Origin of the sequence: Marinobacter sp., assembly GCF_052091845.1 — a bacterium.
In the GTDB taxonomy this organism is placed as follows: Bacteria; Pseudomonadota; Gammaproteobacteria; order Pseudomonadales; family Oleiphilaceae; genus Marinobacter.
Window position 1 is genome coordinate 1 of record NZ_JBQDCO010000029.1, and the last position, 14,375, is coordinate 14,375.

Below are 14,375 nucleotides of genomic sequence, written 5' to 3' on the forward strand. Positions count from 1 at the left end.
GGTCGCTTGAATGCCAATGAATCAAATACACATAACAAGTCGCTGTAGTTCGCGGCCGATGGCCGCCGGACGCCCTTTTCATTGCGGCTTCGCCTCCATTACAAGGGCGCCGCTAAGCTTAGCGTTGAGGCTGTAGAAAAACCCCGAAATCGCGCCTCGGTTTGATAGGATTGAGCAAACAGACAAGGAGCCGTCGGCATGCCCCGCTTCAAGCACTACAACTACGACCAGGATGCCATGGTCGTCATCAACTATCAGGAACAGCTCCAACCCGGCACCTTTGAACACGCCGTCCATTACCTGATCGAGCACAAGCTGGATCTGTCGGTATTCCACCCCAAATATTGCAACGACGACACAGGCCGCACGGCCTACGATCCGGCCATTCTTCTGAAGATCCTCCTGTTTGCCTACTCCAAGGGCATCACGTCCAGCCGCGAGATTCAGTGGTGGTGCGAAACCAACATCATCTTTAAAGCACTGTCCTGCGATACCGTCCCGCACTTCACCACCTTGGCCAAGTTCGTCAGTCAACACGCTGATGAAATTGAAGAGCTGTTCGAACAAATACTGTTGGTGTGCCATGAATAGGGCCTTCTGGGCAACGAACTGTTCGCCATCGATGGCTGCAAAATGTCGTCAGACGCCGCGAAGGAATGGTCTGGCACCTTTAAAGAACTGGGTGAGAAACGGGACAAGCTGAAACGGCTTATTCGCCATCACCTGCATGAACATCACGAACGGGATGAGGCCGAAACCGAAGCCGAGCTGGACCGAGATATTCGCCGCGCCAAAACCGTGCTCTCTCTGGATGAGTCCATGAAGAAAGTGGACCGTTTCCTAAAGACGAATAGCCCAAGGATGGGCCAGGGGGAACGACCCAAGGAAGTGAAAAGCAACATCACCGATAACGAAAGCGGCAAGATGACTACCAGTAAAGGCACTATCCAGGGCTATAACGGCGTGGCCACGGTGGACAAGAAGCGCCAGATCATTATCGATGCCCAAACCTTCGGTGAAGGTCAGGAACACCACACCTTGAAGCCGGTGCTGGAGACGGTTCAACAGCGCTATAAAAAGCTGGGCATCGCCGAAAACATCTATCAAACCGGCGCGATTGTCACCGCCGACACCGGCTTCGCTAACGAAGCCAATATGCAGTACCTGCATGAACAACAAATCAATGGCTACATTCCGGACAACCGTTTCCGCAGCCGTGATCCGAAGTTCGCAGACCAGAAAACCAAGTACGGTAGGCGCCAGCAAGACCTATCGAAGACCGGTTGGAAACAGGTGATTCCGGCCAGTGAGTTCCAGTTCGATCCCGTTGCGATGACGTGCATCTGTCCCGCTGGAGAATCCCTGCGTCACGAGGGCACCCGAACTGACCAAAACGGCGTACCCAGAGCGCACTTCCAGGGACGGTTATTGCAGTGCCGCCACTGCCCCAAAAAGCATCAATGCATGCAAAATCCTAGCTCGGCAGATCACCGCAAGGGCAAAGGAAGGCAGGTCTCCTACACCCTGGAGCTCAAGCGCGGCCCAACGTATACCGACTGGATGAAACACCGAGTAGATAGCCAACAAGGCAAAGCGATTTACGGTCATCGCATGTCGGTGGTTGAGCCCGTGTTCGGCAACATCGGCAGTAACAAACGCCTGAATCGCTTCAGTCTGCGGAGCAAGAAGAAGGTGCAGGGTCAGTGGCAGTTGTATTGCGTGGTACACAATATTGAGAAACTGGCGAATTACGGACAGTTAGCGGCATGATAGCTGCGCTATGATACAGCCATGAACAGCCCTCGGAGGGCTAGATGGGCAGCGTTTAGGGCTAAATATTACTAACGCTCCGGTGTTGCCGAGAAATAAGCAAACTTGCGCCAGTTGACCGCAAGGGATGACAAAACAAAAAAGCGGCTGTGGATCGGGCTCGGTGAAGGGTTTTTCTACAGGCTCGTTATGTTTCTCTCAGAGCAGGCTCAAGTCCAAGGTGATCAACAAAGGGGAGGAAGTCGCGATCCAAAAACAGCAGGGGCAGCTCTTTCTCTATGCAGAATGTCGCGATGATCACGTCGGCAGTTTTTCTGATCGTGATGCCTTTTTTTCGTAGCGCTCGATAGTTGTCGGCGCACTTAGCTGCCATTTCTTTGCCAAACATTTCATACTGATCCAGAGCAAGCAGGCTTTGCTTGGTTTGGCGATATTGTTTGTCGTTGCGGATGCCTTGGAGGATTTCCAAAAATATGAGGTCTCCAATAGCAACCGAACCCTGGACTATAGAAGCATCCAGCAGATCAGTTTGCGGGTTGTCGACTCCATTGAAATAGTCGATCCAGACGCTAGTGTCTACCAGGATCATCGGGCAGCTCGCATTTCGCCCAAATCGCCTTCCCACTTGATCTTGCCGCGCAACTTCCGAATTTCCTGCTGCTTGCTAAGCTGGACCAGAAGTTTCAGGCCTTGCTCGACGGCCTCTTTTTTGGTTTCGTAACCGGAGGCTTTGAGGGCTTCGGTCATTAACTGGTCGTCAATGACTATGTTAGTTCTCATGATGCACCTATGTGTATGGTATTCGACTTTTATACACAATCTAGCATCTCAAAGAGAACATAACAATCGGCTGCACAGCGACCGGTTTTCCGCCGCTCCGCGGCTCCAAACCGGCGCGTGAGCCGGGCGTTCCAAATTGCCATGACGCCGGAGAAAAAGTAGTATCTTATCGGAAAAACCGAGTCTGGATGACTCGACACATTGAAAAAGGAGGTTCAGATGAACTCAGAAGAAAGAGAGTACATTGCAGTAGTTATTAACTATTTCTGGGGTGATGGGCTAGCCGCTTCGCACTCTGTAAATGATGAAGCTGCCAAGGTAGTCTACTTCGCGCTACAAGAAGCACAGTCCTGTTCAGCATCAATGGATATGGTGCCTTCCCCTGCAACTGGCAAGCCCGGCCTTAAATATATCGCCAAACAATTAACTAAAATCGGGAAAGATATAGCTGTCGGCGATACATCTGTGTATGAGTCCTGTCGCGCAAGAGTTGCATCCTTGTATAAATCAAAAGTAAAACTTGCATTGATAGGTATATGAAATGAAAGTTTATTTTATTTTGTTGGTATTTTTGATTTCAGGGTGCGCTAGCGGCCAGTCTATCCACCTTAAATATGAGGGGGAATCGTACTATATTCCCAGTGGCGTTGAGGAGCTTGGAGCTACAGCTGACAGGGAAAATTTCCTAGTTTTTAAATATAGTCGAGAAAAAGGAAAAAGGTATTTGGCTTTTTCCAACTCTGAATCTATCGAGAAGGGTGATTGTAGTTATTCAGAATTTTTTAGTTCTGTAATACAAAAGGACGCTATCCATGGCTCTTGCGATAAGGATAAGCTGGAAATTTTTAGGGATGCGTTCAATTCTGGCTTAGGTACAGGACACTGGAGAATCAATGGTCTAGATCATTACTATTTCATTACCGAGCATACCGGAACTTTTGTATTCAGAGTGCTTTCCAGTGACGAAATCATAAAAGTTGATAGTGACTTTTTGGGTCCAGAAGAGCTGTACTCAATTTTTGAGTCTAGGGACCGTTAATTTGTAACAAGGCCAGTCACGGCGACGTCTACTGCATTGCGGCTTCGCCTCCATTCCGCAGCCGCGCATGCTGGCTGGCGTTAGCGTTGGTCGTAGTGCCCGCCAATGGCGAAAATATAAATGTACCTATCATCAAATCGGTATACGAGCCGATCTTTCTGTGAAATGCGCTTGGACCATAAACCTGACAGGTTATGTTTAAGCGGCTCTGGTTTGCCCATGCCAGTTGATGGGTCTTCAGAGCGAACCATTTCTTTCAGCAATTTGCGGAGAGCTTTGTGCAGATTTTTATCTTTTTCCCGCATTTTTTCATACGTTTCCCATGTGCTGCCCTCAAATACCAGTGATCTCATTCATTTGCTCATCATTAGGTGTGTATCCTTGGCCACGGCTGTGAGTATCAAGGGAAGCAGCAATTTGTTGCATCAGATCTCGGTTCTGAAGAACATACAGTGTTTCTTGTTCTCTTTCCCAGTCCTCAGCACTCATAACCACGAACGCTGCTCCAGCGCGACGTGTCACCTTAATGGGTTCGTGTCTGCTGACAACCTGCTCTACAAGGCTTTTCAGGTTGTCTCTGAATTTGTTTACACTGACGATATCCATGACTTCACCATTACGTACGGAAACTCCGTACAACTATATCTCAATAACCCTAACAAGGCCAAGCACAGCGACAGTTTTTTCGTTGCGGCTTCGCCTTCACTACAAAGCTGCGCGTGTGGGCAGCGTTAAATACCAGTGACTGCAAGATCCAGAGCTCCAACAATCTGATCCCTGAAATGCGATAGGGAGCCAATTGGATTTTTAAGCTGTTTTTCAGGCAATGCAGAAATTTGAGGTGTCAGCAACAGCAGTTCCTGGTCTGCAAAGGTTATCTCTGGTGTGAGGCCTTGCATGGCTTGGTCGCCAAACGCCGCGCGCTTACCCAGTGGGATGACAATACGAGTTACGAGATCTGTCAGAAGGGGGCTTTGGATATCCACTAAGTACGGATAATGTGCCCTGCTGGTTTTGCTGGGGTTTGGGTAAACGTCGAACTGAGCCATCAAAACTCCCGAAATTCGTCCCCGAAACAGCCATGCTGTTCAACGAACTCGTTGTAGCTTCTGATTGCCGTCCGATTTTCCTCTACCCATTGGTCAGCCTTGCGCTTTGCTAATTCTTCTTTCAATGCTCGCTCAAGGGTCGCAGACAAGTTAATGTTCAGAGCGCGTGTCTTTTTTAGCAAGTCGCTGTTAACGGACAAATTTGCGGCTTTTTTTGGTGCGGCTATGTTGTATAGATCGGTCATTTTAGCCTCCAGTTGCAGTAACACACTTAGCAATAGCGTATGCGCATGGTTGTGCGTACGCAAGTGCATTTAACAAGAGGTGTCGGGCGCGCCTACGCTGCGTTTCGGCACGTCGCAAAGCCAAGCGTTATATATCCAAGGATGGTTTTAAGGTGAAGTTATATAGTGTTCTACCCGGTGTATTCCCCCCAGATAATAACCGGAGATTTTTATGCCTTCGTACTCAAAGTAGAAGCCAGCACTCAGTTTCTTGAGTTCAGCAGCCGTGTGGTCTTTGACGCGCCCCTGGCCAGGGGCAATCACGATGTTCTAATTCCTGCAAGAGAACTGACACAGTGACTACGAAACGTTATGCTATTTATTGTCTGGGCCGAAGCGATCTGTTGGCAGCTGCAGAAATTTGCGCTCGTGCGATGAACAACAACCCGATTCACATTCAGGTATTCGGTGCTTCTCCCGCATTACGCGAACGCCGGCTCAGGCGTTTGTTTCGCGGACTCCTCGCGTATGTCCATCACAAAGGCGATCTCTACGGTGCCATGGTCGATGGAGACTTGATTGGCGTACTGGGTATGCTACCACCAAAAAAATGTAAACCGTCTCCGGGTGACTGGTTACGGTTGATGCCAACGTTATTAACATCGAATAGCCCTGTTGGTACATTCCGCCTGGCAATCTGGCTCAGTACCTGGGCCAGGATAGACCCATTGGCACCGCACTGGCACCTGGGGCCACTGGCGGTGAAACCCTCCTGGCAACATCGAAGCGTCGGCACTCAATTGATGGAGCATGCCTTAAATAAGGGTTCTGGCGAGAGCTTCTATCTGGAGACAGACAAGCTAATCAATGTGGGATTCTATGAAGGGTTCGGCTTTTCCGTTTTGGCAACGCCGTCGGTTCTGGCAACATCAAGCTGGGTAATGATGCGACCCGCCACCGAATAAAAATAATGACGAACCAGATAGGTAACCTCTTCAACAAAGAACAGGAGTAATAGTAGATAATCCATGACTTCCGCACTTCATTGTTTGTATTCTTTCCGTCGCTGTCCCTACGCTATGCGCGCCCGTCTCGGTCTGTTGTTTGCTGAGTTGCAGGTAGAGCTACGAGAGATAATTCTGAAAAACAAACCGGCTCAGATGCTAGCTATTAGCCCGAAAGGCACCGTGCCTGTGTTACAGCTTTTTGAAGGTGTTGTGATTGAAGAAAGTCGGGAGATTATGGTGTGGGCGCTTGAGCAGCAAGATCCGCAAAAGCTGTTGGATACAAAGGTTTTGCAGCAGGCTAACGCTCTGATCGAGCAAAACGACAACGAATTTAAACATTGGTTGGATCGCTATAAATACGCCGACCGTCATCCCGACATGAGCCAGGCAGAGTATCGGCAGCGGGGTGAGAGCTTTTTACAGGTTTTAGAAGAGCTGCTGGCTAAAAATCGATTCTTGCTGGGGTATAACGAAACTCTTGCAGATATCGGCATTATGCCGTTTGTCCGTCAGTTCGCCCATGTAGATCGCGATGTTTTTTACAAACTGCCATACCCGAAGCTACAACAGTGGCTAACACACTGGCTAGAGCACCCATTTTTTCTGCAAGCAATGACCAAGTTTCAGCCGTGGCAAGAGGGGGATGAATTGGTCGTTTTTCCTTCATAGTGTCTCCATGGGGTTTTGAAACTGAGCAATATGGCCGTGACTGAAAAAGTGGTTCGTCTCGGGCCCGCGGCCAACTGGGAGTCGCTTGGTTGAGGCTGCTAAAGAGTGGAGTTTCTATTTATTGATAATCTCATCTACACTGTTTGCTAAAATTGTGTCAGGCTCACTGACCTATTTAAGCAGGCAGTGATGTATGCGCCGACCGTCCAAAAACAAAAAAATACAGTTTTGGCGCCCACGTTTATGGCTCTCGTGGGCGGTAGTGTTTGCATTATATATACTGTCTTTTTTGCCTATGCCAGCCAAGCAGCGGCTAGGAAATCGACTCGGCACTTTTTTGAGCCGCAAACTCAAATCTCGTGCTCGCGTTGCTGACCGTAATATTCAAATTTGCCTCCCTGAACTGGATGAACATGCCCGCAAGCAGCTGGTGCTGGATAACTTCATCGCGTGTACTCGTGGTTTTCTGGAAAGCACCCATGCTTGGTGGCGCGATGTCTCGTCTTATTGCGAAGCGGCCGAGGTACACGGGTTGGAGCATCTCAGGGAAGCCCAAAACAAGGGCAAGGGCGTGCTGCTGATTGGCGGCCACTACAGCATTTTCGACTTCGCGTTACCTCTGGTTGCCTGCCACCTGAAGAAGCCCGGGTATGTGTACCGACCCAACAACAACCCGGTTATTGATCGCATGATCGAAAATGGCCGTCGTCGTCATTTTGGGATTCAGCCTTTCACCAAGCGCGGGCTGCGGCCGATGGTGTCTTTTTTGAAGAAGGGTGGAGAGGTCTGGTTTGCCTGTGATCAGGATTTTGGTAGCAAAACAGAATTGTTTGTGCCGTTTTTTGGCGTGGAAACCGGCTGCATCACCTCCCCGAGTTACATCGCAAAAATATCTGGCGCCTCGGTGATCTGTGTAAGCCACCTGCGGATGCCTGATGGAGGCTATCGTGTTGTTTTTTCACCGATACAAGAAGGTTTCGGGGTTGATAAACAGAAAGATAGCAAGGTATGGAATCAATACATTGAGGATACGGTTCGCGAACAGCCTGATCAGTATCTATGGCTGCATAAGCGCTTTAAATCCCGCCCCGAAGGAGCTGGTAAAATCTATTGAACAATCAGTCGAACGCTGATCTGATCACATCGCGATAGTTCCGGATGCGTTGCATCTAGTAAGTTGCCACGCCCGATGTTGTAGCTGGCCAGTGCCAGAAAAGTGCGGTCTGGCTCCGGAATGGTATCCGGCAATCGGCGATGGCGGTCTGCGTTGAGCGCTCTGAGGTCGACAAAATCGAACTCGCCAATATAGGCGTAGTAGCGGCTTTCAACGTAACCGATTGCATCATTGCCTTCGGTGCTGTTCATCCATTCACGGGTTGTGCCCGCCAACTCGTCAGAGTTTGCAGGTAGGTACCAACCAAGATTGTTGCCCTGGGTCAGGTTCATAGCTACTTCCAGATGCGGAAAATGCCGGCGCATTACCTGAACAATGTTGGAATCGGCCACGGTACAGTCAGTTTTCTGCCTTGCGACGTTTGACAACAAAATTTCTGTCGTTTTGCTAACAATAGGCGGTGTTTTTCAGGCTATTGAAGTACTTAAGTGCCGGGGCTGGAAAAGCATTCTGGCACACGTTTTGATCGCGTTGCTCTATGTAGTGGCTGGGGCCAGCATGATAACCGAGCCAGTCGCGGGCTCATTGGTGTTAACGGCATTTTTGGGTGGTATTTTCGTTGCGACCGGGCTTCTGCGGATTATGATGGGGCTCCACCTGAAAGGAACCGGCCTGCGCTGGGGCTGGATTGTGTTTGCGGGCCTTGTTTCGCTGGTGCTTGGCGCGATGATTTTCTTTCAGTGGCCGATGTCGGCATTATGGATTATTGGCCTTTTGGTCGCTATCGAAATGATTTTTCATGGTTGGGCTTATGTCATGATTGCGTTAGCTTTGAAAACAGCGCGGTAAGAACTTAATTTTTAACAGACTTCTGGTTCACCAGCTTCAAAGGGTACTTTTATCGTCTGCTAAACCACTTCATTTCGGATTTATGCTTTGTGCTTCTATATCGTTTGGTATGAGTACTTTTACAGCGAAAGCCGAAAGCCAATACCTGTCAGCGCAGGAAAGTGATCCGCTCAAAATGGGTTGGATGCAGGGCTTTCCGCCGCCAGATGACAAACTGCTGAACTTTGCCGACGGGTCTTTTTTTGAGTTTCCAGCGCTGCGCTGGAGTGTGGTGCATATGCGTGAACTGATGCCCACCGTGAACGTGCCCCGTGGTTCCGGAGCGCCAGATACGCTACCTGAAAATCTTGATGCGAATATTGATGGCATTACCTTCCGCCCGCTGAATGCCGATGAGGACATTACATGGGAAGACTCTCTGTGGCGGAACTACACCGACGGCATTGTTATTCTGCATCAGGGGCGTATTGTTTATGAACGATATATGGGCGCGCTTACACCGAACGCAAAGCATGCAGCTATGTCTGTCACCAAGTCGCTCACCGGCACCCTGGGTGCGGTTCTGGTGGCAGAAGGCAAACTCGATGAAGATAGCCTGGTAACCGAGTACATCCCCGAGCTTAAAGAGTCGGGCTATGGCGATGCTACAGTGCGCCAGGTGCTTGACATGACGACCTCGCTGCAGTTCAGTGAAGATTATGCCAATCCCAAGGCAGAAATCTGGATGTATTCGGGTGCCGGTAACCCACTGCCCAAACCTGAGGGCTACGAAGGGCCGGTTGGCTATTATGAAGCTCTGCAAACCATTGAAAAGGCGGGGCCCCACGGGGAGGCTTTCGGCTATAAAACCCCCAACGCAGATGTGGCAGGTTGGTTGATTGCCCGTGCTAGTGGCAAGTCGGTCGACCAGTTGCTGTCTGAGCGGGTGTGGAGCAAGATCGGCATGGAACAGGACAGCTACTATTCCATCGATGAGCGAGGCACGTTGTTCGCAGGCGGCGGCTTTAACGCTGCCCTTCGGGATATGGCCCGTTTTGGTGAACTGATTCGCAACAAGGGTCGCTGGCAGGGTACGCAGGTGTTGCCCGCAAAGGCGATTGAAGATATTGCGGGGGGTGGCAGCAAAGCTGCTTTTGCCAAGTCTGATCATACTGAGTTGTCCGGGTGGTCGTACCGGAATATGTGGTGGCACACGGGCAACGAACACGGAGCTTTTGCGGCCCGTGGCGTGCACGGGCAAACTATTTATATTGATCCAGAAGCAGAAATGGTTATCGTCCGCTTTGCATCACACCCGGTAGCAGCCAACAGTGCCAATGATCCAACGTCTTTGCCTGCCTATGAAGCTGTTGCTCAGTATCTGATAGAACAGAAAAAATAGCCTTAAACCAAAAAGGCCGTAAGTACTCAGGCACTTGCGGCCTTAAAGAGCTTTTCCCTGTAAGCGAAACAGGTCATTCGAAGAGTTGGCGCTCAAGCGTTAGCACGCACACTGTCTTACTTGATAACTTCATGTTCGAACCGACCGAGCACGACCATAATAATCAGCGCCATTGCTGTCACTATCCCCCCAAGAGCGAAAAGGCCGAGGCCGCAGGCTACGCCAATTGAGCCGGCTATCCAGATCGACGCGCCGGTGGTGATACCCTGAACAGTTCCACGGCTTTGGATAATGCTACCCGCGCCGAGAAAACCGATACCGCCAATAACGCCTTCCACAATGCGTGTCGGGTCTATGCGCGCTGAGGGATCCCCCTCGGCAGTGGCAAACAGAATATGCATGCCCATAATAATGAAGGCAGAAGCCCCCAGTGACACAAGCATATGAGAGCGCAGGCCAGCGGCTTTGCCTCTTAATTCCCGTTCCAGCCCCAGGATGATGGCAAAGCTGGCTGCCGCGAGTAGCCGGATAAACATTTCCAGTGCAGGAATTTCTGTCTCGGGCATGACGTGTCTCCTGTTTTCGTTATTGTTCTTTAGATTGTTGCAGCAGTTTTACTTACCCAGTAGCTCACCCACAGGGCGCAGGTTTACAACGTGATCACACAAGGATTTGACGATCATTAATATGGGGGTGGCAATGATCAAACCGACAGGGCCCCAAAGCCAGCCCCAGAACAGAAGCCCGACAAATATTGCCACCGGGTTGAGAGTTGAAACCTGGCTGGTTAGCCAGGGAGTCAGCAGATAGCCCTGAATGCTGGTAATCGCCAATGATGTGCCCGCGACAATAAGAGCTGTGTTTGCTTCGCCAAACTGAATAAAGGCGGCAATGCCGGTACCGATCAAAACCAGAAATGGCCCCAGGTAGGGCACCGCACTTGCAACCCCTGCAACCACACCCCAGAACAAGGCTTGCTCCACGCCCAGCGTTATGAATGCCAGCCAGGTCAGTATGCCCACAAACAGGCCACCAAGCAGCATCACGAACAAAAAGCGCCGAACCTGATGGTGAAACTCGTTCATAATTCGAGCTGCTTTGCGCATTCGCCCGAACGAGGGGCCGGAGATTTTAACGACCTTGCGCTTGTAAAGTGGCCCCACTGCCAGTATGAAAAACACCAGAAGCAAGACGGAGAATAACTGGGAAACAAGAACTAACAGGGTAGGCGCGCTTTTGAGTGCATAGTCCTGAACGTCTGTTGGCTTCTCGATCACCCGAACAGGCGTTATCCCCTGCTGCTCTGGCTGGGTGTCTTTTTTCCCTTCTGCGGCTGACTCCTCAATGTGTTTGGCCGCAGTCTGCGCTTTTTCCATGAGGCTTTCTTCTTGCTTCGGAGAGTTGGCCTCATTACGTTGAAATTTACTGACCGCTACAGGAACCTTATCGAGTATGGCGATGGCTTCCGTTTGTAAAGGAATACTCGCGCCTGCAATGGCGCCCACCAGTAAAAGCAGGACGATGGCCGCACCCAGGGGCCGGGGAATTTTGATGTGGTCAAGCGTCGAGACCAGAGGGTCCAGGGCGTAACTGATCAATACGGCAACCATTAATGGAAGCAGCACAGCTTGGGCCCAGTCAATAAAAAAGAGAGTGGCGATGCTTGAGAGTGTAATCAGCGACATGCTGCGAATGCTCACTGCTTCGATCAGTGGCGCTTTGGGCGCAGCGCTGTCATCTCTCGAGGTGTTGCTGGGTTCTCCGTGCCCGTTATTTTCCATGATCATTAAGTTTCTTTGCCGGCGCTATATGCTTATTAGTGTAGACCGTTTTGGCAGTGTTGGAACAAAAAAACAAAGCCGTAATATAGCGGTAATTTGAAGTGTGGTCAGAAATAGGCAGTCAGCCGCCCCGTCAGCCGGGGGCTTTTATGTCTGTACTCAGATTCTGCAGTTAATGGTTTCCCCAATTCAATATACCCCGAGACCGTTCGGGTAAGCATCCTTAGCCCAACGCCGGAGGCCGCCGCTGAAGCGCTGTCATCCGTTTGGTTTTCGCGGGCGCGTGCAATACCGTAATAGATGTACGGCACCCAGCGTGCCTCCGGAACCACTGTATTACTATTAAACCCGCGGCGTAGTTCGAGCTTTGTGCCAATTCCGGAATCGCCGCTGAACTCACCCGGCTCATAGGCGCGGGCATATCGGCTGCCACCCAGGGAAAAGCGCTGAGAGTAGGGCAGGTTGTCACCAGAGTATTGGCCCGCGATATCCAGTTTCAGGGAAAAGTCGGCGGGCAGCCAGTGCCAGAGCGTGTAGCGGGCGCCGACCAACTGAAACGCCAGGTCGATGGTATCGTTGGCCCGGGTTCCGCTGCGCCTTGCGCCCATGGCATCTATGCCCGTGCGACCGGAAAAGTCAAATCGGGAGGTGCTGTCCTTACCCTTTACATACGCCAGAGCACCCGCACTCGCCATGCGCAATTGTTCATCAATTTCGGTTTCGTCGCTTCGGTCCCGGGTATAGTCACGCAGGGTCACACTGCCATCAACCGCTAAGGAGAAAGTGCCCGAGTCTAACAGGTCATGGCGCCACTTAAGCCTTGACCATAGGCGTCGATATACCTTGCTCGGGCTGACTGCGTCATCCTGCGGCACAGCCCGGGACGAGCTGATATCTGCATAAAACGTATTGCGATCGGACATGTACAAAGAAAGCCCCGTGCCAATACTGCGGTAGCCCGCTGATTCGATGGTGTGTATGCCTGAAACGTAAACTTCCCGAAGGCCTGCTCCCGGGCCATAAACGCTTACGCTGGCGCCGACCATATGCTGCCCGAGGCGCTGGCCACCTTCGGCACTGTATGTGAGTTCTCCTCGAACCTGTGGGGCAATGGTAAAAATTAGCTGGTGGCGGCCGGGAGATGTTTCTTCAAGGCTTGCTTTCAGGCCTACTCCCACCGCTAGTTCAAGGGCTCGGGAAAAGCGCTCAACGTCTGTTTTTGAAATCGGCGACCGTTCCCGCAAAGGTTCTAATCGTTCACGTATGGATGCTCTTTCTTTGGCGCTCCCTCCGGTGATCTGAATGTCGTCAATCCGAGGCTCCTCAACGTGCACAACAAGAATATTTTTGTTGTTTGGGAGTGTTGCAATACTAACCCCCGGGGGGAGATAACCTTGGTTAATGTAGTAGTCTCGTGTTCGTGTACGCAACCGTGTTTTCTGCGCTGTATCCGAAGCTTTACCGAGGCTGCTGGCGTACAGAGAGAGCAACTGTTTGGCGCCAAAAGCAGACACGCCCTCGAAAACCACCGCACCTATCGCCCGCTCGGGTGCTGATGAGCAAACAGCGGGCAGAGTAAGCGTGAGTAATAAAATAAAACAATTCATTACGTTTATACGCACAGTGTTAATCGCCATTCAGTTTAACATGAGGCGAGGTTAGCGCTTTCGTACACTGGACGTTGTAAAAAATTGTTTTTAAACAGCAAAAAAAGGAAAAGGGTTTTCCGAAAAGTACAATTAATGAAGAATCGAGGATAAATAATGCACGTATCGCGTGGCTTTACTATCAACAGCGTTTATCGTTTTTTAATTGGCTTCTCTGCACTGTTGATGGCATCGACCTTGATAGCTGCAGAGCAGATTCGCGTTGAGGAGGTATCCGGTACGGTGCAGTTTCGTACCGGCACAGACAAGGCGTGGGAAATTGCCGAGAAAGGTATGTCTATATCAGCGCCTGTTCAGTTTCAAACCCTGGCCGGCAGTCACGGGTTGTTGGTGCAGGCAGGTTCTGAATTTGAACTAAAGAGTGATTCCCACGTCACTTTGCAGCCAAACTCCGCAGAACCTGATGGCCTGATTACCAGGGTCAAACAGTGGTTCGGTACGGTGTTTTATCGAATAGAGCGTCAGCCGGATCAGTTCAGCGTGGAGACGCCGTTTCTGGTGTCAACGGTAAAAGGTACTCGCTTCGTTATTGTGTCTACCCAGTCGTCCTCTATGGTGACTCTCACCGAGGGCTCCCTGGAAGTGCTCGATATTGCCAGTGGCAACACTCAGATGCTCGAGCCTGGCGATATTGCAGGTATAGGCGCGGAGCAAGCTGGCATTAAAACGTTCAAGCAGGCACCTAAAAAAGCGACTACCCAGGCAGGTTCGCAAGGCGGCAGTTTTCAGCCGGCGATGGATGAGACGCAAAGTGGATTTGAAAGTGCCTTGGAGGCAATGACAGAGGTCGCCTCCGAGCAGGCTGTTATCGCTTCCGATGAGGCAGGTGTCGATCAGGATTCGAACAGCGCAGCCGATGACGATGCCGCCGATAACGATATAGGGCCTGGCTCAGGTGGCGATGGCTCCACTGGCGGTCATGACAATGGTCATAATGGCCCCGGGCACGGGCACGGGCACGGGCACGGGCATGGGCATGGGCATGGCCATGATCACGACGATGATGATTATGACGATGATGATGACGATGACGATGATGACTAAC

Annotated in this window: 18 protein-coding genes and 1 pseudogene; 9 read left to right on the forward strand and 10 right to left on the reverse strand. The window is 50.9% G+C overall.

What is annotated here, in order from left to right:
- The first annotated feature begins 198 nt into the window (after window positions 1-198).
- A pseudogene (locus tag ACTHYN_RS10515) lies at window positions 199-1,770 on the forward strand (transposase).
- Window positions 1,771-1,957: 187 nt separating this feature from the next.
- Here the strand turns inward: ACTHYN_RS10515 and vapC are convergent.
- On the reverse strand, window positions 1,958-2,359 hold the full coding sequence (vapC, locus tag ACTHYN_RS10520; RefSeq protein ID WP_441812405.1) for a type II toxin-antitoxin system VapC family toxin: 402 nt from the start codon (window positions 2,357-2,359) through the stop codon (window positions 1,958-1,960).
- Window positions 2,356-2,550, reverse strand: a complete 195-nt coding sequence (locus ACTHYN_RS10525; protein ID WP_441812406.1) for a type II toxin-antitoxin system VapB family antitoxin — start codon at window positions 2,548-2,550, stop codon at window positions 2,356-2,358. The genes vapC and ACTHYN_RS10525 overlap by 4 nt, the downstream gene beginning before the upstream one ends.
- A 219-nt stretch (window positions 2,551-2,769) precedes the next feature.
- Between ACTHYN_RS10525 and ACTHYN_RS10530 the strand changes: the two genes are divergently transcribed.
- Window positions 2,770-3,090, forward strand: a complete 321-nt coding sequence (locus tag ACTHYN_RS10530; RefSeq protein WP_441812407.1) for a hypothetical protein — start codon at window positions 2,770-2,772, stop codon at window positions 3,088-3,090.
- A 1-nt stretch (window position 3,091) separates the two neighbouring features.
- Entirely contained in the window at window positions 3,092-3,589 is a 498-nt protein-coding gene (locus tag ACTHYN_RS10535; protein WP_441812408.1) for a hypothetical protein, read from the forward strand.
- An 80-nt stretch (window positions 3,590-3,669) separates the two neighbouring features.
- Here ACTHYN_RS10535 and ACTHYN_RS10540 read toward each other — a convergent pair whose 3' ends face one another.
- The 4 genes from ACTHYN_RS10540 to ACTHYN_RS10555 all read right to left on the reverse strand — a co-directional run bounded on the left by ACTHYN_RS10540 (window position 3,670) and on the right by ACTHYN_RS10555 (window position 4,883).
- Window positions 3,670-3,942 carry a Txe/YoeB family addiction module toxin gene (locus ACTHYN_RS10540; protein ID WP_441812409.1) on the reverse strand — a complete coding sequence of 91 codons (273 nt, stop codon included), beginning with the start codon at window positions 3,940-3,942 and terminating at the stop codon, window positions 3,670-3,672.
- Complete coding sequence (locus ACTHYN_RS10545; protein ID WP_441812410.1) at window positions 3,923-4,195, reverse strand: type II toxin-antitoxin system Phd/YefM family antitoxin; 273 nt, start codon at window positions 4,193-4,195, stop codon at window positions 3,923-3,925. The genes ACTHYN_RS10540 and ACTHYN_RS10545 overlap by 20 nt, the downstream gene beginning before the upstream one ends.
- A 125-nt stretch (window positions 4,196-4,320) precedes the next feature.
- Window positions 4,321-4,638: a CcdB family protein gene (locus ACTHYN_RS10550; RefSeq protein ID WP_441812411.1), complete on the reverse strand. Its 318-nt coding sequence runs from the start codon at window positions 4,636-4,638 to the stop codon at window positions 4,321-4,323.
- Window positions 4,638-4,883 (reverse strand): type II toxin-antitoxin system CcdA family antitoxin, encoded by a 246-nt coding sequence (locus ACTHYN_RS10555; protein ID WP_441812412.1) that lies wholly within the window; start codon window positions 4,881-4,883, stop codon window positions 4,638-4,640. The genes ACTHYN_RS10550 and ACTHYN_RS10555 overlap by 1 nt, the downstream gene beginning before the upstream one ends.
- A gap of 335 nt (window positions 4,884-5,218) precedes the next feature.
- Here ACTHYN_RS10555 and ACTHYN_RS10560 point away from each other — a divergent pair, with 335 nt between their 5' ends.
- From ACTHYN_RS10560 to ACTHYN_RS10570, 3 genes are all read left to right on the forward strand, one after another.
- On the forward strand, window positions 5,219-5,827 hold the full coding sequence (locus ACTHYN_RS10560; protein WP_441812413.1) for a GNAT family N-acetyltransferase: 609 nt from the start codon (window positions 5,219-5,221) through the stop codon (window positions 5,825-5,827).
- Between the two features lie 63 nt (window positions 5,828-5,890).
- Entirely contained in the window at window positions 5,891-6,538 is a 648-nt protein-coding gene (locus ACTHYN_RS10565; RefSeq protein WP_441812414.1) for a glutathione S-transferase, read from the forward strand.
- 193 nt (window positions 6,539-6,731) lie between these two features.
- A complete protein-coding gene (locus ACTHYN_RS10570; protein WP_441812415.1) occupies window positions 6,732-7,652 on the forward strand; it encodes a lysophospholipid acyltransferase family protein in 921 nt (306 codons plus the stop codon).
- Here ACTHYN_RS10570 and ACTHYN_RS10575 read toward each other — a convergent pair.
- Window positions 7,646-8,044 carry a hypothetical protein gene (locus tag ACTHYN_RS10575; RefSeq protein ID WP_441812454.1) on the reverse strand — a complete coding sequence of 133 codons (399 nt, stop codon included), beginning with the start codon at window positions 8,042-8,044 and terminating at the stop codon, window positions 7,646-7,648. The two genes, ACTHYN_RS10570 and ACTHYN_RS10575, sit on opposite strands and share 7 nt — an antisense overlap.
- Here ACTHYN_RS10575 and ACTHYN_RS10580 point away from each other — a divergent pair.
- Both ACTHYN_RS10580 and ACTHYN_RS10585 read left to right on the forward strand, forming a co-directional pair.
- Window positions 8,028-8,501 carry an HdeD family acid-resistance protein gene (locus ACTHYN_RS10580; RefSeq protein WP_441812416.1) on the forward strand — a complete coding sequence of 158 codons (474 nt, stop codon included), beginning with the start codon at window positions 8,028-8,030 and terminating at the stop codon, window positions 8,499-8,501. The two genes, ACTHYN_RS10575 and ACTHYN_RS10580, sit on opposite strands and share 17 nt — an antisense overlap.
- Window positions 8,502-8,610: 109 nt before the next feature.
- Complete coding sequence (locus ACTHYN_RS10585) at window positions 8,611-9,882, forward strand: serine hydrolase domain-containing protein (RefSeq protein WP_441812417.1); 1,272 nt, start codon at window positions 8,611-8,613, stop codon at window positions 9,880-9,882.
- A gap of 116 nt (window positions 9,883-9,998) precedes the next feature.
- Here ACTHYN_RS10585 and ACTHYN_RS10590 read toward each other — a convergent pair whose 3' ends face one another.
- The 3 genes from ACTHYN_RS10590 to ACTHYN_RS10600 form a co-directional block, all read right to left on the reverse strand.
- Complete coding sequence (locus ACTHYN_RS10590) at window positions 9,999-10,448, reverse strand: MgtC/SapB family protein (RefSeq protein ID WP_441812418.1); 450 nt, start codon at window positions 10,446-10,448, stop codon at window positions 9,999-10,001.
- A gap of 48 nt (window positions 10,449-10,496) precedes the next feature.
- Window positions 10,497-11,669 (reverse strand): AI-2E family transporter, encoded by a 1,173-nt coding sequence (locus ACTHYN_RS10595; protein ID WP_441812419.1) that lies wholly within the window; start codon window positions 11,667-11,669, stop codon window positions 10,497-10,499.
- 101 nt (window positions 11,670-11,770) lie between these two features.
- Window positions 11,771-13,300 (reverse strand): ShlB/FhaC/HecB family hemolysin secretion/activation protein, encoded by a 1,530-nt coding sequence (locus ACTHYN_RS10600; RefSeq protein WP_441812420.1) that lies wholly within the window; start codon window positions 13,298-13,300, stop codon window positions 11,771-11,773.
- A gap of 126 nt (window positions 13,301-13,426) precedes the next feature.
- Here ACTHYN_RS10600 and ACTHYN_RS10605 point away from each other — a divergent pair, with 126 nt between their 5' ends.
- Window positions 13,427-14,374, forward strand: coding sequence for a FecR domain-containing protein (locus ACTHYN_RS10605; RefSeq protein ID WP_441812421.1), 948 nt, complete (start codon window positions 13,427-13,429; stop codon window positions 14,372-14,374).
- Window position 14,375 lies beyond the last annotated feature (1 nt).